Annotated in this window: 11 protein-coding genes and 3 pseudogenes; 4 read left to right on the plus strand and 10 right to left on the minus strand. The window is 72.0% G+C overall.

The features are described 5' to 3' along the window. Positions 1-4: 4 nt before the first annotated feature. On the plus strand, positions 5-1,186 hold the full coding sequence (gene nhaA / locus VQ03_RS17940) for a Na+/H+ antiporter NhaA (protein WP_048452281.1): 1,182 nt from the start codon (positions 5-7) through the stop codon (positions 1,184-1,186). 131 nt (positions 1,187-1,317) lie between these two features. Here the strand turns inward: nhaA and VQ03_RS17945 are convergent, their stop codons facing one another. Then, positions 1,318-2,859, minus strand: coding sequence for a L,D-transpeptidase family protein (locus VQ03_RS17945; protein WP_048452282.1), 1,542 nt, complete (start codon positions 2,857-2,859; stop codon positions 1,318-1,320). Between the two features lie 297 nt (positions 2,860-3,156). Beyond that, entirely contained in the window at positions 3,157-4,110 is a 954-nt protein-coding gene (locus VQ03_RS17950) for an acetyl-CoA carboxylase carboxyltransferase subunit alpha (protein ID WP_048452263.1), read from the minus strand. A gap of 287 nt (positions 4,111-4,397) precedes the next feature. On the opposite strand from VQ03_RS17950, the gene VQ03_RS17955 reads away from it, so the two are divergent. Genes VQ03_RS17955 through VQ03_RS17965 form a run of 3 tightly spaced genes read left to right on the plus strand, consistent with a single transcriptional unit; the run spans position 4,398 to position 7,097 of the window. Then, positions 4,398-5,537, plus strand: a complete 1,140-nt coding sequence (locus tag VQ03_RS17955; protein ID WP_048452264.1) for a patatin-like phospholipase family protein — start codon at positions 4,398-4,400, stop codon at positions 5,535-5,537. A gap of 19 nt (positions 5,538-5,556) precedes the next feature. Beyond that, the gene (locus tag VQ03_RS17960; RefSeq protein ID WP_048452265.1) at positions 5,557-6,300 is read left to right on the plus strand and encodes an acetoacetate decarboxylase; all 744 of its coding nucleotides are present in this window, start codon (positions 5,557-5,559) and stop codon (positions 6,298-6,300) included. An 11-nt stretch (positions 6,301-6,311) separates the two neighbouring features. Then, positions 6,312-7,097 (plus strand): 3-hydroxybutyrate dehydrogenase, encoded by a 786-nt coding sequence (locus VQ03_RS17965; protein ID WP_048452266.1) that lies wholly within the window; start codon positions 6,312-6,314, stop codon positions 7,095-7,097. A 313-nt stretch (positions 7,098-7,410) separates the two neighbouring features. On the opposite strand, the pseudogene VQ03_RS35300 reads toward VQ03_RS17965, so the two are convergent. The 8 genes and pseudogenes from VQ03_RS35300 to VQ03_RS31080 all read right to left on the minus strand — a co-directional run. Next, positions 7,411-7,572 (minus strand): annotated as a pseudogene (locus VQ03_RS35300) (ISL3-like element ISMdi2 family transposase); the annotation flags it as partial. A 341-nt stretch (positions 7,573-7,913) separates the two neighbouring features. After that, entirely contained in the window at positions 7,914-9,245 is a 1,332-nt protein-coding gene (locus VQ03_RS33125) for a salicylate synthase (protein ID WP_167376107.1), read from the minus strand. Further along, the gene (locus VQ03_RS33130) at positions 9,242-11,578 is read right to left on the minus strand and encodes an AMP-binding protein (protein ID WP_157064149.1); all 2,337 of its coding nucleotides are present in this window, start codon (positions 11,576-11,578) and stop codon (positions 9,242-9,244) included. Before VQ03_RS33130 ends, VQ03_RS33125 begins: the two co-directional genes overlap by 4 nt. An 8-nt stretch (positions 11,579-11,586) precedes the next feature. After that, positions 11,587-12,714, minus strand: a complete 1,128-nt coding sequence (locus tag VQ03_RS17980) for a Gfo/Idh/MocA family oxidoreductase (protein ID WP_048452268.1) — start codon at positions 12,712-12,714, stop codon at positions 11,587-11,589. Further along, complete coding sequence (locus tag VQ03_RS17985; RefSeq protein ID WP_342586468.1) at positions 12,711-19,451, minus strand: SDR family NAD(P)-dependent oxidoreductase; 6,741 nt, start codon at positions 19,449-19,451, stop codon at positions 12,711-12,713. The genes VQ03_RS17980 and VQ03_RS17985 overlap by 4 nt, the downstream gene beginning before the upstream one ends. 366 nt (positions 19,452-19,817) lie before the next feature. Continuing rightward, positions 19,818-20,579: pseudogene (locus tag VQ03_RS35065) on the minus strand (acyltransferase domain-containing protein); the annotation flags it as partial. A 15-nt stretch (positions 20,580-20,594) separates the two neighbouring features. Continuing rightward, entirely contained in the window at positions 20,595-21,485 is an 891-nt protein-coding gene (locus VQ03_RS31075) for a ketoacyl-synthetase C-terminal extension domain-containing protein (protein WP_245292121.1), read from the minus strand. Further along, positions 21,471-22,304: pseudogene (locus VQ03_RS31080) on the minus strand (beta-ketoacyl synthase N-terminal-like domain-containing protein); the annotation flags it as partial. The gene VQ03_RS31075 and the pseudogene VQ03_RS31080, both read right to left, overlap by 15 nt. Positions 22,305-22,356: the final 52 nt, after the last annotated feature.

The raw sequence follows: 22,356 nt of genomic DNA on the forward strand, positions 1-22,356 counted from the left end.
GCCCCTGCCGCGCCCCTTCTCCGCCCTGCGCAACCTGCTCGTCAGCAGCGCGGGCGGCGGCCTCGTCCTGATGGCGAGCGCGGTGCTCGCGCTCATCGTCGCCAACGGCCCCTACGGCGAGGCCTATGCCCGCGCGCTCCACGCGGCGATCGGGCCGTTGAGCCTGCTGCACTGGATCAATGACGGCCTGATGGCCGTGTTCTTCCTGCTGGTCGGCCTGGAGATCAAGCGCGAGATCCTGGACGGGGGCTTGCGCACCTGGCAGGACCGGGCGCTGCCGGGCATCGCGGCCCTAGGCGGCATGGCGATGCCGGCCCTGGTCTACGTGGCCGTCAACTGGTCCTCGCCCGCCACCTTGCGCGGCTGGGCGATTCCCGCCGCCACCGACATCGCCTTCGCGTTGGGCGTGCTGGCGCTGCTCGGCTCCCGGGCGCCGGTCTCGCTCAAGGTCTTCCTCACCGCGCTCGCCATCCTCGACGATCTCGGCGCGGTGGTGATCATCGCGCTGTTCTACACCGCCGACCTGAGCTGGCCGATGCTCGCGCTCGCCGGTGCCGTGACGACGATGCTGACGGTGCTCAACCGCCTCGGCCAGCGCCGGCTCGGACCCTACCTGATCCTCGGTGCCGTGCTCTGGGTCCTGGTGCTGCGCTCCGGGCTCCACGCCACCGTGGCGGGCGTGATCCTGGCGCTGACGATCCCGCTGCGGACGAGCCTGGGGAAGCCCGATGACGGGACCTCGCCCCTGCACGTCCTCGAACACGCGCTCCAGCCCTGGGTCGCCTACGGGATCCTGCCGGTCTTCGGCTTCGCCAATGCGGGCGTGTCGCTCGCCGGGCTGACGCCGGCAGCCTTGCTCGCCCCCGTCACCCTCGGGGTCGCCGCGGGGCTGTTCGTCGGCAAGCAGGTCGGGGTGTTCGGCGGGGTCTGGCTCGCGGTGCGGACCGGCCTGGCGCCGAAGCCCGCGGGCGCCACCTGGCGCCACGTCTACGGCGTGGCGCTGCTCTGCGGGATCGGCTTCACCATGAGCCTGTTCATCGGCGGCCTCGCCTTCGCGGCTACGCCCGAATTCGACACCGAGACGAAGCTCGGGGTGATCCTGGGCTCGGTGCTCTCGACCGCCGCCGGGGCGCTGGTGCTGTCGCTCGGCGGGAAGGCGGCGGCGCGGCCGGTGGTGGCGGAGTAGCGGCGCAGAAGCGCGGCAGCCGAGCCGGCCGCTCCGCGCGCCAAGCCCACAGGGTCCATCCCGGGCCCCGCTTCGCGGCCCCGGGACGACGCGGAGGGTGGGGGGTCCGTCGAGAGTGTCGATGGGCGCCTTCAGTTCGCCGGCTGCGAGGCGGCGACGCGGTTGCGGTTCGGCGCTTCGGTGCGCTTGCCGGTCTCCGGCGCCTTCTCGGCGGGCTTCGCCTCGCCGGCCTTGGCGGCAGGCTTCACCTCGGCCGGCTTGGCCTCCGCCTTCTTCGAAGCTCCCGGATTGAGCCCGTCGACCTTGGGCGCCGCGGCCGCGTGGGCGGAAGGGGCCGGATGCAGCCGGGCGGTGACCTTCTTCGGCAGGGGGGCGGCCGGCGAGATTGCCGCGACCGGGGCGGTGTCGGCCGCCGGCAGGGCGGCGGGCGCGGCCGGGGCCGCCGCCGGGGCGCCGCCGAACAGGTTGCCGAGGAGCTTGCGGTAGGCCGCGGGGTCGCCGTCGGCGCTCGCGACCGTGATCGGCGCCGCAGGCGCGGCACTCGCCGCCGCGGCCTCGCGGGTCGGGATCGGGGCCGGGTTCGCCGCCGGCGCCGCGAAGGCGAGCGCCGTGGGCTTCACCGCCCCGTGCTTGCCCTTCTCGTGTTTGGCATCGGCCTTGGCGAGCAGGACCGGCTTCACCTTCGGCTCGATCGTGATCTCCTCCGGCGCCGCCGCCAGGGCCTCGGGCCGGCTGATGATGCCCATGTTCGGCCGCGGCTGCGCCTGCTCGGCGAAGAGCTGGGTGCTGGGCGAGGATTCGCGGAAGAACGGGTGCTGGCCGCCATCCTGGTAGACCAGGCGGGTCGCCGGCGCGCCCTTGGCAATGAGCTCGGCCACCTCGACCTCGTCCTTCTCGCGCTTGACGGCGACGAGGGGATCGACCTTCGGGTTGCAGGCGCCTGCCGCCGCGTCCGCGCCGCCGAAGACGTAGCGGGTGCCGCACACCCCGACCCGCGGCTCCTCGTTCAGGGCCTCGAAATAGTCCGAGCCCTCCTTCAGGTTCCGCCAGAAGCCGATATTGGGGTCGTTGCGGAACTTGGCGAGGTTCTGCGGCGTCATCCGGAACGGATAGGACTGGAACTGGAACGCCCGCTGCCCGCCGGCGAAAGCCTCGCGGGCGATGGCGTAGATCTCGGAGATCGCCTCGTCGGTCATCGCGAAACAGCCGGCGGACGAGCAGGTGCCGTGCACCATCAGGTAGCTGCCGGTGCGGCCGTTGGCGCGGTCGAACGCGTTCGGATAGCCGGTATCGAACGAGAGATAGTAGGACGAGTTCGGGTTCATCTGGCCCATGGCGATGGGATAGAACCCCTCGGGCGCCTGCCGGTCGCCCTCGCGAATCTTCGGACCGAGCTGGCCCGACCAGCGGCAGATCGGGAAGGTCTTGAGCAGCGCGTACCGGCCGTCGGCCCCGCGCTTCCACACCTCCATCTCCGATTCCTTCTTGAAGGCGCGGATCAGGATCGGGTCGCGGGGCGACATGGACTTCGTCGCCATCAGGGCGACGGTCTTCGGCGGGATCGGCTCGCGGGCCCGGGCCGAGCCGGCGGCCGAGAAGCCGGCATCCTGGCACGCCCCGAGGGACAGAGCGACGGCGAGCGCGCTCGCCGCCAGCACCGGACGCATCGCCAGACGCCTCGCCAGACCCATCATGGGAACCCCGCCTTCTCACCATCGAACCGCCGGCACACTGACGCCGCGGACCGGTCTCCCCAACCCCATAGCTTCGTTAAACTTACCCGGCTCTTACCGCAAGAACGGTTAAGATTGCGGGGATTCGTTCAACAGGCGCGCCGGGCAAGAAGCCGGCGCACGGTGTCACGGGGTTCACCCGCGAAGACATCCGCCCGGTCTTCGGCAAAACCAAGGCCGGGTCGTGTCTGCGGTGCGTGGGTTGTGCGGGGCTGTGGATGATGAGGATGGGGTCGGTTACAGGCTCCGCCCGATCTCCAGGAACTTCTGCGCCCGCCGGTCGCGCAGGGTGTCGGCGTCGAGGCCCGCCAGCGGCTCCAGGGCGCTCGCGATCGCCTCGCCGGTCGCCCGGATGGCGGCCTCGCCGTCCCGGTGGGCGCCGCCCGTCGGCTCGGGCACGATGCCGTCGATGACGCCGAGGCGCAGCAGGTCCTGTGCGGTGATCTTCATCGCGGTGGCGGCGTCCTGGGCCCGGCCGGCATCGCGCCACAGGATCGAGGCGGCGCCCTCCGGCGAGATGACGCTGTAGATCGAATGCTCCAGCATCAGCACCGTGTTGGCGGTGGCGAGCGCGATGGCGCCGCCCGAGCCCCCCTCCCCGATCACCACCGTGACGTTGGGGGTCGGCAGGGCGAGGCAGGCCTCCGTCGAGCGGGCGATGGCCTCGGCCTGGCCGCGTTCCTCCGCCTCGATGCCCGGATAGGCGCCGGCGGTGTCGACGAAGGTGAGGACCGGCAGCCCGAAACGGCCGGCGAGCCCCATCAGGCGCACCGCCTTGCGGTAGCCCTCGGGCTTGGCCATGCCGAAATTGTGCCGGATCCGGGCCTCGGTGTTGGCGCCCTTCTCCTGGCCGATGACGCAGACCGGCCGGCCGCGGAAGCGGCCGAACCCGCCGACCACCGCCTCGTCCTCGCCGAAGGCCCGGTCGCCGGCGAGCGGCTGGAACTCCTCGATCAGCCCGGCGCAGTAATCGACGAAGTGCGGCCGCTGGGGATGGCGGGCCACCTGCGTCTTCTGCCAGGGGGTGAGGCCGGCATAGAGCTCGGCGAGGGCCGCCGCGGCCTTGGCCTCCAGCCGCGCCACGTCCTCGCTGATCGCCACCGCGCCGTCGCGGTCGCCGAGGGCCTTCAGTTCCTCGAGCTTCGCCTCGAGCTCGGCAACGGGCTTTTCGAAGTCGAGGTAGGAGCGCATCGGAACCTGTGCTGTGTCGGGCCGGCGTCGCTGGGGCTTCGGCGGGGGCCGGGGCTAAAGCCCTGCGGGGCCTTGAGGAGTCCGCCGCGCGGGCGCGGGCGGGCGGCCCCGGGAACCCGGGACCGGGCGGCGCGGAGGCTTGGCGGAGGGGCCGGCCCGTGTCAACCCGGGAGGCCGGCCGAGCGTCCGGCGCGGGGCGCGGTTCGGCGCAAGCCTTGTCTCGCGGCAGTGCAGCATCATCTTACAGCCGAGATTCGCGCGGCGGCCACTTCACACGCGGAGGCCATATGAACGGGCGGGGCCAGGCGGGGCAGCAAGCCGACCGCGACGAGTGCCGGGTGCTGGTGCTGCAGGGCGGCGGCGCGCTCGGCTCCTACCAGGCGGGCGTCGCCGAGGCGATGCAGGACGCGTCCCTCTCGCCGGAATGGGTCGCCGGCATCTCGATCGGGGCGATCAACGCCGCGCTCATCGCCGGCAACCCGCCCGGACGCCGGGTCGAGCGGCTGCGGGCCTTCTGGGAGAAGGTCTCCTCCGCCATCACCGTCTCGCCCTGGTGGCCCGGGGAGCAGGCCCGCGAGGTGTTCAACGCCTGGAGCGCCGCCTTCGGGGCGACGGTGGGGGTGCCGGGCTTCTTCGCGCCGCGCGTTCCCCCCGCCCCCCTCTACCCGGCCGGCGCACCCGAGGCGCTGAGCTACTACGACACCGCCCCCCTGCGGCAGACGCTCATGGAGCTGATCGATTTCGACCGCATCAACCGCTGCGAGACGCGGCTGAGCGTCGGCGCGGTCAACATCCGCACCGGCAACTTCGTCTATTTCGACAACCGCCGCGAGCGGATCGGGCCCGAGCACGTCATGGCCTCGGGCGCCCTGCCGCCGGGCTTCCCGCCGGTGGAGATCGACGGCGAGCATTACTGGGACGGCGGCATCGTCTCGAACACGCCGCTGCAATACGTGCTGGACGAGGAGCGCCTGCGCGACCTCGCGGTGTTCCAGGTCGACCTGTTCAGCGCCCGGGGCCCGCTTCCCCGCACCCTGTCGGAGGCCGCCGAGCGGGAGAAGGACATCCGCTTCTCCAGCCGCACGCGGCTCAACACCGACGACCAGATCGAGATCCACAAGGCGAAGATCGCCTTCCGGCGCCTCTACGACAAGCTGCCTCCCGCGCTGCGCGAGGATCCGGACGTCGCCTTCCTGTCGGAAGTCAGCCACCAGAACGCGGTGACGATCCTGCAGCTGATCTACCGGGCGAAGAACTACGAAAGCGACGCGAAGGACTACGAGTTCTCGCGCACCACGATGCTGGAGCACTGGAAGGCCGGGCGCAACGACGTGCGCCGGTCCCTGCGCCACCGGCACTGGATCGAGCGCTGCCGCCCCGACCGGGGCGTGACCGTGTTCGACCTCACCCGCGACGCGCGGGACTGACACGGAAAGGATACGCTGCATGACCCGCGACGAGATCCTGAGCGCTCCCTCGATGCCGGCCTTCAGCCCGAGCTACCCGCGCGGGCCGTACCGGTTCATGAGGCGCGAATACCTCATCATCACCTACGAGACCGATCCGGACGCCCTGCGCGCCGCGCTCCCCGAGCCGCTGGAGCCGGCCCCCGGCAACCTCGCCTCCTACGAGTGGATGAAGATGCCGGATTCCTCCGGCTTCGGCGATTACGAGGAGAGCGGCTCGGCCATCGCCGCCACCTGGAACGGCGAGCCCTGCACCTACTCGGTCCAGATGTATCTCGACGACGAGCCGCCGATCTCGGCCGGACGCGAGATCTGGGGCTTCCCGAAGAAGTGGGGCGTACCCCGCCTCAAGGTGATGAAGGACACGCTGACCGGCACCCTGCACTACGACGAGGAGCGGGTGGCGATGGGCACGATGACCTACAAGCATCGCAGCCTGGAGGACCGGCTCGACACGGTGCGCGAGGGGATCGGCCGGCTCAACGTCAACCTGAAGCTGCTTCCGGACGTCGATGGCGGCGTGAAGGTGGCGCAGCTCGTCGGCTACCGGTTGCAGGACGTCACGGTCCACGGGGCCTGGGAGGGTGACGCCCGCCTGCACCTGATCCCGCACGTCAATTGCCGCGTCGCCGACCTGCCGGTGCGCCGGATCGTCGGCGGCCGCCACCAGATCGTCGATTTCACCCTGCCGTACGGCCACGTGCTGCACGACTACCTGGCCTGAGGAGACGTTTCATGTCGCTGCAATCCAAGACAGCCCTCGTCACCGGCTCGACGAGCGGCATCGGCCTCGCCGTCGCGCGGGCGCTGGCGCAACAGGGCGCCAACGTGGTCCTCAACGGCTTCGGCAAGCCGGATGCCATCGAGAAGGAGCGGGCCGGCATCGAGTCCGAGTTCGGCGTCCGCGCGGTCTATTCCGGCGCCGACATGAGCAAGGGCGACGAGATCGCCGCCATGGTGGCCGAGGCCGAGACGACGTTCGGCGCGGTCGACATCCTCGTCAACAATGCGGGCATCCAGTACGTCTCGGCGATCGAGGAATTCCCGGTCGAGAAGTGGGACCAGATCATCGCGATCAACCTGTCCTCGGCCTTCCACACCCTGCGGGCGGCGATCCCCGGCATGAAGAAGCGCGGCTGGGGCCGGATCATCAACACCGCCTCGGCACACTCGCTCGTCGCCTCGCCCTACAAGGCGGCCTACGTGGCGGCCAAGCACGGCATCGCCGGCCTGACCAAGACCGCGGCCCTCGAGCTCGCGACCCACAAGATCACCGTCAACTGCATCTCGCCGGGCTATGTCTGGACCCCGCTCGTCGAGGCCCAGATCCCCGACACCATGAAGGCCCGCGGCCTGACCAAGGAGCAGGTGATCGACGAAGTTCTGCTGAAGGCCCAGCCGACCAAGGAGTTCGTCACCGTGGATCAGGTCGCGGCGATCGCGGCGTTCCTGTGCTCGGACGCGGCGAGCCAGATCACCGGCAGCAACCTGACGGTGGATGGCGGCTGGACGGCGCAGTGAGGACATGACGGGTGGGAGGGCCGGACGCCCGGCTCTCCCGTCCGAACCGATGGCGGCCGGGGCGGATCGCCCTGGCGATAGCGATGTTACTTGGATTTTGCCGTCATTTCTAACATAAGTCGGACAATTCGACTTTACCTGCGAGTTTTTTTGACTTGCCCAGCCAGTCATCTGGCGCGGATGCCGACGCTTCACTACATCATCCCGAACTCGTCGAAGACGAGAACTCGGATCCATAACCGCCGAGAATCCCGGAAGAGGCGATCAACGTTCCGCCGCGGGCTTCCGTGCGGCCATGCTCTGCTGATCGGCCTCAGGCGGCATGGAGGTCACGCTGGTGCAGCAGATCGAATTTGGCGCGGCCATACATGCTCCGCTCGATCGGATTGAGGCGGTTCACCTGCCCCTCGACAGGGCCGTTGCTCCGGAGCTTGACGATGGCCGCGCGGACGGCAGCCTCGTCCTGCCGGAGACCGCACGTCCTCGTAAGGGGCGCCCGCCTCGTGCTTGGCGATCCAGGCCCGGATCAGGTTGCGCGAAAGGTCGTGCCGCAGGGCAGGGCCGCGCAGCGTCTCGCCCGCGAGATCCGCCTGCACGACCTGCGGCTTGAACACGACACCGTGTGTTCGATGCCGAGCCATGACTTCCATCCTCCGGAAGCCCAGCGCGGCGGGGCAATCCTCACAACGAGCGCCGTCCACTGCCAGGGGCGCACGCCACCTCAGGAATTCGGTGGCGGTGTCGTTTCAGCGGTTTGTGACGGCTGGCTGCCGGGCGAGGGTGTGGTACCGCTCACAGCCGCTTCGCCCTGCAGGCTCAGCGCCGTCGTAGGTGGCGGGCGACGGATGCGAGCTTCTCGCTCGTCTCCTCGAACTCGCGCTCCGGGCTTGACAGAGGAACGACGCCCGCGCCGGCCTGCAGCCAGCACCGCGACCCGGTCCGGTAGACCGACCGCAGCACCAGCGCCGCATCCATCGCGCCCGAGCCGTCCGTCATGAAGACGCAGCCGCTGTAGAGGCCGCGTACCGACGTTTCGTGGCGCCGTATGCTGTCCAGAGCGGCGATCTTGGGGATGCCGGAGGCCGTCACCGCCGGGAAGAGGCGTAGGAACGCGTGCCACGGTCCGAGGCCGCCCGCGAGGCGGCCGCGCACCAGCGAGCCCAGATGCTGCACACTACCGCGCTGCTTGATCGCCATAAACTCGCTGACGCCCATGGTATCGGGGGCGCATAGGGGTTCCATCTCCTGCATGGCGAGGCGCACCGAGACGGCGTGCTCGGCGATCTCCTTGGCATCGTAGAGGAGATCCTCGCGCAGGCGGGTGTCTTCCTCCGGCCGCCCGCTCAGCGCCCGCGTGCCCGCCAGAGGCTGCGTGCTGATCCGGCCGCCATCGAGTTCGAGCAGGGTCTCTGGACTGAAGCCGTAGGCCTCCAGGTCGTCGTCGCGCAGCAGGAACGAGCGGGCCGGCGTGTTCCTCAATCGCCCAGCGTGGTAGCTCAGCGGCAGGTCGACCTCGCTCGGGATCGGCACGTCGCGCGACAGGATGACCTTGTCGTAGGCGCGCGCGCGCATCTCCGACACGGCATCGGCGACGCCCGCCATGAAGCTTTCGTGCCCGTGGTCCAAGTTCCCCGGCTGGAGGGGCCGACTGGGCGGAACGAGTTCCGCCCTCCGATCAAGATGGGACACGTCGTCGACCAGCCGCGCCAGGTCCCGCTCGTCGAGGCTGCGTAGCAGCACGTCCCGGTCGTGGATCACGATCTCCGAGGTCGGGATCGAGAGCCTGAGGAGCGGGCCCGGAGCCTTGGGCAGGGCCAGGCCCTGCGCGAGATAGGCCAGCTCGAAGGAGGCGCGGCCATACGCGCGCCACTCCGGGACGGGAACATCGGCGACGGCCGCGGTGAGCGTGTCCGCCAGTGTCTGGCGGGGCTCGACCCGCCTGCCGCCGCAGCGGACGGTGCCTGCTTGGTCGATGTCGAGGTTCCAGGCGGCGCCGAGCGCGATGCGAATGCAGTCGCGCATCTCGTAGAGAACGTAGCGCGTGGGGGCTAGGGCGAGCACAAGGCTGACGGCGAGGTCCAGCGGCGGGTGCGCGACGGTCAGGCGCGCCTCGTGGTAGTGTCCGAGGGAGTGGGGATCCTGCATCATCTGTCTCGCTTTTGGGCGACCGGGACGAGTTGCTGCGTGTCGATCTTGCCGACGGCCGTCAGGGGCCAGGAGGAGAGCCATTCGAACTGGTCGGGGATCTTCTCGCGAGAGAGGCCCAGCGCCGCCAGCCTGGACCGCAGGACGACCTCGTCGAGGTTCCCGGATGCGCCGATGAGGAAGGCGCAGGCGCGCTCGCCCAGTACGTCATCCGGGACGGCCACGACCTTGGCGGCATCGATCCCGTCGAGACTCCGCAGCGCGTCCTCGATCTCGACGACCGACAGCTTCTCGCCGCCGCGGTGGACCTGCTCCTTGACGCGGCCGTCGACCACAAGGTTGTCGCCGTGCCAGCGCACGAGGTCACCGGTTCGATAGAAGCCATCGGGCGTGAAGGCTTGTCGGTTGTGCTCCTCGGCGCGGAAATAGCCGCGGATGGTGTAGGGGCCGCGGGTCCACAATTCGCCCCGCTCGCCCCGCGCGACATCGCGGCCGTCCGCGTCGACCACGCGGACGACATCGTCGGGCGACAGGGGACGCCCCTGCGTACCGAGGATCGTGTCGGGATCGTCATCCAGCCGCGTCAGGCACAGCAGCCCTTCCGCCATGCCGAACACCTGCTGCAGCCTGCCGCCGAGGCGCGGCTCGATCTGCCCTGCGAGATCGGGCGCGAGCCGCGACCCGCCGACCTGGACGACGCGCAGGCTGGACAGGTCGCTGTCCTCGCAGTCGCGCGCATCCACCCACATCTTGGCCAGCGGCGGCACCAGGGCGACGTGCGTCACGCCCTCGCGTGCGATGACCGGCATCGCCTCGTCGCAGCCGGCGCTCTCCGACAGGACGACCGTGCCGCCTTGCGCCAGCGTGCCGAGGATGCCGGGGCAGCCGAGCGCGAAGTTGTGCGCGACCGGTATGACAGCGAGGTACACGCTGTCCGCGGCGAGGCCGCTCGCCGCCGCCATGGCCTGAATGTTGTAGGCGTAGTCGCCGTGCGTACGCGGGATCAGCTTGGGAATGCCCGTCGTGCCGCCGGAGATGAGGAGCAGGGCGACGTCGTCGGGTGCGCATGAGGGCGGCTCGGGCGGTGCGCCGTCGATGTCCCTCAGGGCGATGGACGTGCCCGCCTCGCCGTCGACGATGACGTGCCTGAGGGAGGGCTGGGCGTCGCGCGTCCGCGCGGCGAGATCCGGATAGTCGAGGCTCGGCGTCCGGCCGGGGACGAAGCATGCGACCGGCTCGGCGATCCGGCACAGGGCCTCGACGTCGCGGGTGCGCTGGTTCGGCATGACCAGGACAGGGACCGCCTCGATCCACAGGCAGGCCAGTAAGATCTCCACGAACGCGACGCCGTTGGGCATCTGCACCAGGACGCGGTCGCCGCGGGCGATACCCCGCTCGCGCAAGCCCCCCGCGAGCCGCCCCGCCCTGGCAAACAGCGTCGCGTAGTCGAGCCGGGTCTCCTCACAGACCAGGGCGGTGCGGCCCCCGTGGCGCCGGGCGGCTTCGTGAAGGCAGGCGAAGAGGGTCGGTGCGTGCGCGTCCATGTCGGCGGCCTCGGGATGAGCGTGGATCGTTGGGCCTGTCGGCGCGGTGGCGGTCTCGCGCGTCTCAAGGGCGCGGCGCACGGCCCGCAAGAAGCCGCCAGGATCGCGGGTGACGTAGAAGTGGTCGCCCTCCTGCGCTTCGCAGAGGCAGGTTCCCTCCACCCACTCTCCCCAGGCCTCGACCTCGTCTCGCGTGGCCTCGAGGTCGCGCGTCCCGTGCACGAGGGTCGTCGGCGCGCGGACGCGGCGCGGCGGCGGCAGCGCCCGCCCGTAGCCCTCCGTGGCCAGGAAGTCGGCGCGCAGCAGGGGCAGGAAGAGGGCGAGCAGCTCGTCGCACCCGCGCAACTCGGGGGGAAAGCCGCCGATCTCCACCAGCTGCTCGATGAACGCACCGTCCTCCAGGTGGCTCAGCCGCCGACGGCCGCGCAGGTGCGGCGCGTGGCATCCGGACAGGATGAGGGCGGCGGCTGCGAACCCGCGCCCTTCGAGCCGCAGGCACGTCTCGAACGCGACTTGTGCGCCCATGCTGTGCCCGGCCAATACCACCGACCGGCGATGCTCGGGCGGCAGGCCGGCGATCTCCGCGCTGAGCGCGTCGGCCAGCTCCGCGATGCTGCTCGCGCACGCTTCGCGTATGCGGTGATCGTGGCCCGGATAGGTCGCCAGGGCGAGCGCGATCCGCGGATCGTCGACTCGCTCCCAGTCCTTGAAGGCGCCACGGCTTGCCCCGGCGAACGGGCAGAGGACGAGGAGGTGCTCGCGCGGCGTGCCGAGGCGAGCGTGATCGAGCATCCGGCCCGTCACGGGAACGGCCTCGGGTCGTCGGCGAGCAGGTCGCGGGGATCGACGGCCGCCGGCGCAGGCAGGCGCCGCTCCTGCGGGGGGCCGGCGCAGCGCTGCGTGCGCTGCCAGAGGCGCGACAGGGCGAGCTGATAATCCAACTCCAGGCCGCGGCCGGGGCTCTCACCGTCGAGATGCGCAGCGAGGCGGTCAAGGATCAGGCCGATGCCCGCGGGGCTCTCGACCTCGAAGGCGGTCGCCCAGTCGGGCGCCGCCCCGCGCAGGACGACGGAGGTCGGCAAGGCCAGGGCCCGGCCCTCCTCCGGCAGCGCCGCGCGGCCGTAGAGGCTGCGCGTGTCGCTCCGGTGGCCTTCCAGATGCAGCGCGGGCGTCCAGGTCACCGGGCCGTGGCTGGCCTCGAGCGACAGGTAGCCGGCGTCCCAGCCGAGGCTCATGCGGTGCATGACGAGACTAGACAGATCGGGATCGGACGGGTCCATGTAAGTCTGCAGCCGCAGCAGCGCGGTGCTCCCCTCCAGCGGGAGCTCGATCGCGTCGAAGGCGCGCATACCGGCCGCAAGCCGCCGTGGGGCGACGCGATCCGGGTCGCAGCCAGTCGCCTGCAGGAGCAGGTCGAGACTCGAGTAGAGGAGCTGGCGGCTCGTCGCGATCTCGGCGAAGGTCGGGAGAGCCCCCTGGCAGAGGTCGCGGACGCGCCGGGCCCGGTCGACCCACACCCGGCCGGCCGGACACCACGGGTAGAAGCTGTTGACCCAGTAGACGAGGCCTCGCCCGCCCGCCGTCGATTGCAGCCGCGCGATCTCGTCGGGGTGGACGGGATGCTCCTGGACGACGTGGATGCCGCGCTCCAGCAGGCCCTCGGCGAGCCATGTCCCGGCACCGCCGACGCTGGTCGAGCGAACGACCACGCAGGCCGCGTCGATGCCGGAGGGCAGCTCGTCGAGGGCCGTGAAAAGCGGGATGCCGAAGGCGTGCGCAAGCGCCCGCGACCGGGGGCTGCCGTTGGCCAGCAGGCCGGCCAGCTCCCACGCGCCGTGCGCGCCGGCCGCCTGCCCCTGCATGAAGGCATTCAGGTAGATTTCGCCGAACTTCGCGCCGACGATGAGCAGACGCCGCGGCTCGATCATGTGTCCGACTCCCTTTGCTCGAAGCGCCATCGTTGCCAGCGCTCGGCGACCCGCGCGCAGGTCTCCCGGTCAAGGACGAGTTGCCAGTGGTCGGCGTCGATATCCTGCCGGGTCGCGAACGGCAGGCGCTCGCCCCACTCCTCGGCCGCCGGCCGCCAGTGGGCGGGACGGCGCACCGCTGACAGCCACAGGCAAGGGACCCTCACAGCGGCACTCGAGGCGGTCCCGAGCAGTCCCAGCAGCGCGTCGATCCGCGCGATCGCCACCTCCGTGTCCGCCAGGTCGGGAAGTTCGGGCCAGGCGCCGGCCGATTTCGCACGCTCCAAGAAGACGTCGAACTGCGACTGTGCGGGCAGGCTGTCGAAGTCCGCGGGCAGCGCGACCCGCGTCCGGCCCTCGCACAGGAGGCGCAGCAGGCCGGCGCGATCCTCGTAGCGGAAGTCGGCGCGGCTGACCGGGTCGAGCAGAACGAGCCGCACGGTCTGGCCGTCCGCGTGCAGGGCGGCGGCCGCCTCGGCGGCCAGGAACGCCCCGTAGGACCAGCCCAGGAGGTGGTAGGGCCCTTTCGGCCTGCGCCGTCGGATGGCCGCGACGTAGCGGCGGGCGAGCAGGGCCAGCGACGGCGCCGACACCGACGGCTCGGCCGCGAGCCCGTGGACGGTGCAGTCGAGCGCCCTCGCGAGGGAGAGGTAGGGGTCGACGCCCCCGTCGGAGCCGTGGAAGGCGTAGACTTCGACAGGGTCGCCCCCCGTCGACAGGGTCCGAAGCCGGTCGTTACGCTCCGGCTCGGCCGCCGCGATCGCCGCGCAGAACTCGGCCAGGCGAGGGTGCTCGAAGGCGTGCCTGAGGCCGGCTTGCGGGAAGCCACGGCCCTTCAGCATCGCGATCATCCGCGTCGCGACCAAGCTGTCGCCGCCGCTGGCGAAGAAGTCGCTCGTCGCGTCGATCGGGCGCGATAGCAGGCCGGACCAGACCTCCGACACGACACGCTCTACGTCCGCCCGCCGCAGGCCGGCCGGGAGGTCGGGAGCAACGGTCGGCCGTTCGGAAGCCGGCCGGCCGGCCGAGGGCCGGGGCAGGTGCTCGCACAGCCGCGGGTCGAGCGCGGGCAGCGGGCCGGTCCAGATCGCCCGCAGGTGGTCGGCGAGCCCCGCGAGGCTCGGGCGGGCGGACGCCCGGGGCGTGGCCACGAACAGGGTCTGGCGCCAATCGCCCTGCGCCTGCGGCGGCCAAGTCAGGTGCAGCGCGTAGCCGCTCTCGTCGAGGACGCGGCGCCACTGGCCGACGTCGAGCATCGCCTTGCCGTCCTCCACGCGGAAGTCGTCGAAGGCGTTGAGGCCCTCGATGAACCCGACGGTGGCGAGCTGGAAGGTGCTGTCCCGCTCGGTCGCCTCGACCACGAGGAGCACGCCGTCGGGGCTGAGCAGCCCGCGCAGGCGCCGCAGCGACCGGACGACGTCGGTCGCGTCGTGCAGCACGTTGACGGCCAGGACGATGTCGTATCCGACTTCGGGATGAGCGGCGAAGTCCGGCGCCGCGTTGATATCGAGGATCGCCAAGCGCAGGGCCGGCTCGTCCGGGAAGAGCTTGCGCGCGTCGTCGAGGAAGAGCGTCGAGACGTCGGTGAAGACGTATCGGGCGAGCGCGCCGCGGATCGCGGGAAGGACCGCCCGCGTCGTGGCGCCTGTCCCGGCGCCGACTTCGAGGACCGTGAGGCCGCTGCGCCCGTGAGCGAGCTGCCGCAAGATCTCGGCGGCCGCCCGGCTGAGGCAATCGGGGACGGGATGGGCGCGGTAGAGCGCCTGCTCGCCGCCCGCCTCGGCGTCGAAGAAGATCTCCAGCGCCGAGCGCTCGCCGCGCATCAGCGCGTCGTGCGCCTCGATGCTGCGATCGGTGAAGCGGAAGAGCGCCCGTCCCCAGTCCGGGCCGTCGTTCGGGAATGCCGATCGCTCCGGCCGGGGCGTATCGGTCCGGACATAGCTCTTGTCCTCGCGCCGCAGGAGGCGGCGGGTGCAGAGGTGATCGAGCCACTGCCGCAGCAGGCGCTCGGTGGTCGCGGTGGCGCCCACGCGCTCGCAGACCTCGCGGTGTGTCGAACGCTGCCCCTCGGCGGCGAAGAGACCGTGGCGCTGAAGCGTCGCCCAGATACCGTGCAGCGCGCGCGCCTCGAGGGCCTGCCAGACGGCCTCGACCTCGGCCCGCTGGCCGGCGTCCAGGACGGGCAGCGACGCGGTGTCGACGTCGATCGAGTGCAGCCGGGCCGGCGCGTCGTGATGCGGATCGATGCGGAGCCACGCGACGGCAGGCCCGTCCGCGCGCGCCTCGATCAGGGCGCCCTTGATGCCAGGATAGGTACCGAGCACCGCTTCCAGGTCGCGCCAGTCGAGACCGGGCCCGGCAGCCTCCGGATGCGCGCGGCGCGCGGGCAATATCGCCGGCAGTCCCACGCTGTCGGACTCGCTCGCCAGCGCGTCCAGCAGCCGCTCGTAGTCCCGGAACAGCGCGTCGGCGAGGCCTGGGGCCAGCACCGCGTCCATGCAGTACCAGTGGAACAGGAGGCCGCCGTCCTCCTCCATCACCTGATGGTCGATCCAAACCTGCGGCGTCTGCGTGAGGACGCAGACCGGCTCGCCGAGCAGGCGCGTCATCGCCCGGTCGATCGACATCCCGTCGAGGGTCATGCCGAGCATGCTCGTGAACACCACCGGCATCAGCGGGCGACCCGCGACGCCGTGGCGGCGCCCGAGCTCGCGCAGCACGTCGACCCCGTTGACGTCGCTGTTGGCCAGGTGCCGCCAGAGACGAGCCTGCGTTGCCTCCATGCGCTCCCGCAGGCCCTCGCCGGATCCAGGCTCGAACTCGACGAGGAGGACGGAGGTGAAGTCCCCGATGAGCTGCGGCACGTCCGGATGGACCGGCCGCCGGTTGAAGAAGGTGAGGTTGAGCGTGAAGTCCGGCCGCCGGCACGCCCGTTCGAGGACGATCGCGAACAGCGTCAGCAGCGCGGCCGAGGGCGTCACGCCCCACGCCTGCCAGCCTGCCTTCAGTCGGGTCCAAACCGGTTCCGGCACTCGTCCCTGGCGCGTGGTCACCCGGGGGCGGGACGCCGGCCCGCCCTCGGCGAGCGCGAGTTGCGGAGCGGGCGGCAGCGTCTCGATCCGGTCGAGCCAGTAGCGCCAAGCCGCGCGCCAGGGTTGCCGCTCGCGCGCGGCGAGCTGGTGCAGGACGTAGTCGCGGAAGGTGAAGTCGAGCGGCGCGAGCGCCTGCCCGGAATAGGCGGTGGCCAGATCGTCGAACAGGACCTTGAAGCTCTGCACGTCGAACAGCAGCAGATCGAGCTTCATGTGCAGGCGGTAGCGCGCCTCGTCCCGGCGGCTGATGACGACCTCGAAGAGCGGCCACCGCTCCGCCGGCGTCACGTCGCGCGACAGCCTCTCCCGCGTGGCGCCGAGGCGGTCCTCCGCCTCGGCGGGCGGCAGCCCGCGCAGGTCGCTGCGGGTGAATTGGTAGTCCGGCACCTGGGCCGCGACGGACTGGAAGCCGTCCTCACCGATCGTGGCGCGCAGCATGTCGTGGCGCCGCACGACCGCGTTCCAGGCCCGCTCCAGCGCGTCGGGATCGCAATCCGCGACGGTCTTGTCCCACTCGAAGACGACGTGACAGGCGATGCCCCCGAAGTCGATGACGTCCGTGCGTCCGAGCCAGTAGGCGTGCTGGATCGGGGTCAGGGGGAACGGCTCGAACCGCGCTCGCGCGTCCGTGCTCGCCATCGCCGCCGGTTCGGCGGGCTCCACCCGCGAGGGGGTCTCCGACGGTGCACGCTCCGACAGGATGAGCGCGGTCAGCCCAGCGACGGTCATCGCCTCGTAGGCGCGCGCGGCGTTGAGGCGGACGCCCAGCGCGCGCTCGACCTCTGCGGACAGTTCCAGGAAGAGCAGGGAGTCGAGGCCGAGCCGCAGCAGGTCCTGGTCCGCGTCGATCGCGACGAAAGCGTCCAGGCGCAGCTGCGCCCGGATGCGACGCGCGAGCCAGTCCCGCAGGACCGGTGCGTCGGTCTCGCCGTCGCCGGTCAAGTCGGGAGCGTGGGGCTGCGCGGGGCTCTCCGCCCGTGCGACCGGCGTCGCCCGATCCGGGTCCGGCGGGGCGGCCTGCGGACGCGGCGTCTGCGCCAGGAGACGTCGGCGCCCGTCGCTCTCCGGCAGGTCGACGCGCATCGCCAGCCGGTAGGCCGGGGCGCCGAGCAGCGCCTGTTCGAGGTGCCACAGCCCCTCGCCGGTCGTGAGCACACCCATGCCCTCGGCCGCGAGGCGCTGCCGGAGCGCGGGCGTCGACGCCCGCCCGATCTCGCCCCAGGCGCCCCAGGCGACGGAGACGACCGCCAGCCCCGAGGTCCGTGCCCGCTCGGCCAGCCCGTCGAGATGGGCGCTGGCCAGTGCGTGGGCTCCCTGACCCCGCGCGCCGAGCGCGGCGGCGGCCGACGAATAGAGCACGAGGTAGCCCTCGCGCCGCTCTCGCTCCAAGTGCGCGACGAGAATCTCCGCGGCGTCGGCTTTGACGGACAGGACCCGCTCGATGCGCGGCACGCTCAGATCGGCGAGAGGTGCGTCGTCGAGCGTGCCCGCCGCGTGCAGGATGCCCGCGATGCCGCCCTCCGCCTCCAGGGTCCGCAACGCCAAACCTAGGTCGTCGGGACTGGCGACGTCGCAGGCGAGCCATCGGATCGTCGCACCCGCCGCCCTCTCGAGGTCGGCGCGCCAGGCGCGGGCGCCTTCGTCGGCGCGCGGGGCCAGGATCGCCACCCGCTCGGCGCCCAGTCGGACGAGCCAGGCGACGCTCGCGCGCCCGAGGCCGCCGAACCCGCCCGTCACCACGTGCCAGCGGACGGTGTGCAGGCTGTCGGGCGGCATGCCCGGCTGCGCGCTCGGATCGACGGCCAACTCCTGCGCCTGCGCGACGCCGTCGCGTACCGCGACCCACCGCTCCCCGGCCTCGATCGCCGCCAGGCCGACGGCCAGATCGCTTGTGTCGGCATCGACAGCGAGGTCTATCGCGCCGATCTCGGCACCGGGATGCTCAGTTCCGGCGACGCGCAGGAGGCCCCAGAGCGCGCGCTGCGCCGGATCGACGGCGGAGCCCGCGTGCCAGGCGCCGCGCGTGAGCACGACGGCCCGCCGCGGCGACAGCCCGAGCGCGTGCAGGACGTCGGTCGCCCGTTCGGCCAGGTTATTCCCGAAGGGAACGATCAGCCGCGCGTCGGCGCCCGCGTCGAGAACGATCCCGGCCGCGCCCCACGCGCGTTGCGTCTCGGGATCCGCGCCGACAGGCCGCCACGCCGTCGTGGAGCGCGACGTGGCGACAGGCCGCCAGCGCCAGCGGTAGGTGGTGCCGGGCGCGGGCGTGGGCAGCGGCGCTGTCGCGAACCGTGCGGTGGGTCCTGCGCGCGCCACGAGCTGCCAGTCCCCGGCATGCGCTGTCTCGATGTCGATATGGGCCTTGCCGAACAACCCCGGCCGCCACGTCAGGCGCACCTCGCCGGAGCCCGGCGGTCGCTCCAGCTTAGCGGGCCATGCGGGCACGCCCGCGCCCGCGCCGTGGCGCCGCGTGAGTTCCTCGGCCGCCTGCCGGAGCCGGTCCTGCCACGCCGCGTCGTCGAGGTCGTCCGACCAGTCGGCGAGGTAGGCGCCGCTGCCGACGACCCGACCCAGGACGGGGTGCCCGCTGTCCCGACCGACCCGACCGACCCTTCCGGAAGGCGCAGCCGTGCCGGCGACGATCACGTGCTCGCTGATCCGCGCGGTCGCGGTGCCGTCGTCCGGCAGCCACGCGACGGTCGAGAAGCCGGCGCCGCGACAGGCGGCCTCCCAGCGCGCCGTGTCGAGGAAGAGCTCGCCGCCGCGGTCCGGCAGGTCGAGCAGAGGCGCGACCAACGGGCCGAACACGAAGTCGAACAGGCGCATCGGCCGCGTGATCTCACGCATCACCAGGTGCCCACCCGGCTTGAGCAGCCCGCGCAGGGCACGCAGGGTGCGCCCGACATGCTGCGTCGCGTGGATCACGTTGGCCGCCACGATGAGGTCGTAGCCGGCCGGCGCGAAGCCCTGGTCCTGCGCGTCACGCTGCAGGTCGAATTCGCGGTAGGCGACGAAGTCGTAGGCCGCGAACTTGTCGGCCGCGCGCCGCGTGAAGATCGGCGAGATGTCGGTGAAGTCGTAGCGCACGCCCGGCCGGTGGGTCAGCTCGGGCAGCAGCCAAGCCGTCGTGCCGCCGGTGCCGCCGCCGACCTCCAGGACGTCGAAGTGGGGCTCGCGGTGGTCCCGGGCGAGGCCGGCCACCACGCCGGCGGCGATCTGGTTGAAGTAGCGGCCGAAGCTGAAGTCCTGATAGAGGACCTCGACGCCCTGGGATGCCGAGGCCGGGAAGATCACGCCGACGGGCTCGACCGCGCCACGCATCATGGCGTGCAGCTGCGTGCCGGCCGACGTCACCGTGTCGGCGATGACGTCGAGCCCCTCGCAATAGCCGCGAAGTTCCTCGGTGAGCCGTGCGCGCGCCTCGTGCGGGACGGGGCGCGCCGCGCCGAACAGATCGCCGTCGCGCCGGTAGTAGCCGTCTTCCACGCAAGCGTTGAGGAGCCGGACCAGGAGCTGCCAGTAGCGCGGCAGGAGGCGGCCCCCGCGCAGGATTTCGGCCGCAGACACGCCCGCCTCGATCCGGTCCCCGACGCAGGCCCGCACCATCGCGTCCACGTAGATCGCGTGGAGCGGGACGACGCAGGCGTAGAGCGCGGCCAGACGCGGCAGGTCGAGGGCTTTCCCCGCTCGGACGGCGACCGCGCGGCCGGCGTCGAGCGCGCCGCCCGCGTCGGCAGCCGCCGGCGGGGTGTCCGTCGCCGCAGGAGCGGGCGGGCATGTGAAGCGCTCGGTCGAGAACGGGTAGAGCGGCGCCCGGCACCGGGGCGCGCGACCCGGCCAGATGCGCTGCCACGGCAGGTCGGCGCCCGCCGCGTAGAGCTGGAGGTAGGCTGCCTGGAGGCACTCCGCGCTCGACTGCTGCCGGCGCGCGCTGGCGATCCACCGGTACCCCGGATAAGCGCGGCGACCGATGCCGGAGAGCGGCGCTTCGGCGCCGAGTTCCAGGCCGAAGGTCGTGCCACCCTCGATCGCGCACCGGAGCGCCTGCCCGAACCGGACGGGTTCGCGCACGTGCCGGCGCCAGTAGCCGCGTGTGCAAAGATCCGCCGCATCGACCGCTCGGCCGAGCAGGCCCGACAGGTAGGTCGGAGAGGTCGCGGCTGGCCTCGCTGCCTCAACCCGCGCGGCAGCCTGCTCGAAGACGTCGAGCATCGGATCCAGCAGGGCGGAATGGGCCGCGCCCTCGACCGCGAGCAGGTTGTGGCGCACGCCGTGCGCGTCCAGCGCGTCCGCCAGCGACCGGATGGCTGTCGCGCGGCCCGATAGGACGAGGTGGCCCGCATCGTTGTAGGCGGCGACGTCCAGGTCCGCCCGGTCCAGCAGCGGGCGCAGGGTGTCCTCGTCGGCGAACGCGGTCAGCATGGCCCCGTTCGCCCCGTGCGCCTGCATCAGGCGGCCCCGCTCGACGACGAGGGGCATCGCGATCTCGGCGGGTAGGATGCCGGCGACCACCGCGGCGGCGTACTCGCCCACCGAGTGGCCGAGCACGAGGTCCGGTGCGAGGCCGAGGTCGCGCCAGAACGCCGCCATGGCGATCTGGAAGGCGACGACCGCAGGCTGCGTGTAGCGCATGTCGGCCAGCGCCCCGGGGTGGCGTCCGGCCATGACGTCACGCAGCGGCAGGTCGAGATGCGGCGCGACGAGATCGCAGCACAGGTCGAGGCCGCGCGCGAAGGCCGCCGAGGTGCGCTACAGCTCCTCGCCCATGCCCTCCCACTGCGTGCCCTGCCCGCCGAACAGCCAGAGCGCGCGCGCCGGCCCCTGCCCCGCACAGGCCAGAGGATGGTCGATTCCCGCCGCGAAGGCCTCCAGCGCCGCCGCCGTGTCCGCGCCGACTGGTACCGCGAGGCGGTGGCCGAGATCACGCTCGCGCCCGTGGCAGGCCGTGGCGGCAAGTTGCACCGGGTCGGCGCCCCGGCGCAACTCAGCCGCGTATGCGGCGGCCAGCGTCCTCAGCGCATCCCCCGTCGCGGCGGACACCAGGAGGCCGGCCGTCGCGACCGGCTCCCGCGAGGGTACCTGCGGCTGGAGCGGAGCGGACTGCACCACGACGTGGCAGTTCGTCCCGCCCAGGCCAAAGGCCGACACGCCGGCCGTCCGCACAGCCTGCGGCCAGTTTTGTGCCCGCGTCGGGACCGTAAAGGGCGTCCGCTCCAGCTTCAGCGCCGGGTTGGGGCGCGCGAAGCCGAGGCTCGGTGGGATCGTCCCGTGGTGGACGGCCAGCACCGCCTTGATGAGGCTGGCGATGCCGGCGGCCGTGTCGAGATGGCCGAAATTGCCCTTGACCGAGCCGAGCCAGACCGGCCCGGTCCCGCGCTCCGCGAAGGCCGCGGCCAACGCCTCGACCTCGATCGGGTCCCCGAGCGGCGTCGCGGTGCCGTGCGCCTCGATCATGCCGATGTCGGCGGGCGTGACGTCGGCCACCAGCATCGCCTCGCGCACGACCTCGCGCTGGCCAAGAACGGAGGGTGCGGTGAATCCGACCTTGAGGCTGCCGTCGTTGTTGATCGCGCTGCCGCGCAGCACGGCCAAAATCGGGTCGCCGTCGCGCAGCGCGTCGTCGAGCCGGCGCAGCGTCACTGCGCCGACGCCGTGGCCACCGTAGGTGCCCTGCGCGCCCGCGTCGAACGGCCGGCATCGCCCGTCGGGCGAGAAGATCATCCCGGGCTGGTGGAGATAGCCGACCTCGGTGGGAAAGGAGATCGCCGCGCCCCCGGCGAGCGCCATGTCGCACTCGCCCGAGCGCAGGCTCTCGCAGGCCATGTGGACGGCCACGAGCGAGCTGGAGCAGGCCGTCTGCACCGTGAGCGCCGGCCCCTTCAGGTTCAGCTTTTAGGCGACGCGCGTGGCGAGGTAGTCCTTGTCGTTGCCGAGCAAGGCCTGTAGCCCGGACGCGGTCGACACGCCGAGCGCCATCCGGTCCCGGCCGGGATAGGTACTCAGGCGCGCCGCCCCGAACACACCGGTCTTGTGGGGCACGTGGCGCGGCGCGTAGCCGGCATGTTCGAGCGCGTGCCACGCAATCTGCAGGAATAGCCGCTGCTGCGGGTCGAGGATCTCCGCTTCCTGGCGCGCATAGCCAAAAAGCGGTGCGTCGAACGCCTCGACGTCGTCGATCACGGCGGCGACGTTGACGTAGTTGGCGCGGTCGGCGACGGCCGGCGGAACACCCGCCGCGCCGAGTTCCTCGCGCGTGAAGCGGCGGCTGCTCTCGACGCCCGCGACGAGGTTGCGCCAGTAGGCGTCGCTGTCGGGCGCGCCCGGAAACCGGCAAGCCAGACCGATGACCGCCACCGGCTCGCACGTCCCGTAGGACGGCTCGATCCGGCAGGGCGGCCCCTCGCCCCCCGCCTCGACATACGGGCCGTTGTCATCCCTGCGGGATCGGACGCTGTCCATCAGGCGACTCCCCGGACGATAGGTGCAAGCCGGGCCGCTCGCCGCGTAGCCC

Origin of the sequence: Methylobacterium tarhaniae, assembly GCF_001043955.1 — a bacterium.
Lineage (GTDB): Bacteria > Pseudomonadota > Alphaproteobacteria > Rhizobiales > Beijerinckiaceae > Methylobacterium > Methylobacterium tarhaniae.

What these genes read in the sequence shown, in the direction of transcription:
- VQ03_RS17950 (WP_048452263.1), bottom strand. Translation starts at nt 4,110, where the DNA reads ATGCGCTCCTACCTCGACTTCGAAAAGCCCGTTGCCGAGCTCGAGGCG.
- VQ03_RS17955 (WP_048452264.1), top strand. Translation starts at nt 4,398, where the DNA reads ATGAACGGGCGGGGCCAGGCGGGGCAGCAAGCCGACCGCGACGAGTGC.
- VQ03_RS17960 (WP_048452265.1), top strand. Translation starts at nt 5,557, where the DNA reads ATGACCCGCGACGAGATCCTGAGCGCTCCCTCGATGCCGGCCTTCAGC.
- VQ03_RS17965 (WP_048452266.1), top strand. Translation starts at nt 6,312, where the DNA reads ATGTCGCTGCAATCCAAGACAGCCCTCGTCACCGGCTCGACGAGCGGC.
- VQ03_RS33125 (WP_167376107.1), bottom strand. Translation starts at nt 9,245, where the DNA reads ATGATGCAGGATCCCCACTCCCTCGGACACTACCACGAGGCGCGCCTG.
- VQ03_RS33130 (WP_157064149.1), bottom strand. Translation starts at nt 11,578, where the DNA reads ATGCTCGATCACGCTCGCCTCGGCACGCCGCGCGAGCACCTCCTCGTC.
- VQ03_RS17980 (WP_048452268.1), bottom strand. Translation starts at nt 12,714, where the DNA reads ATGATCGAGCCGCGGCGTCTGCTCATCGTCGGCGCGAAGTTCGGCGAA.
- VQ03_RS17985 (WP_342586468.1), bottom strand. Translation starts at nt 19,451, where the DNA reads ATGGTGCGGGCCTGCGTCGGGGACCGGATCGAGGCGGGCGTGTCTGCG.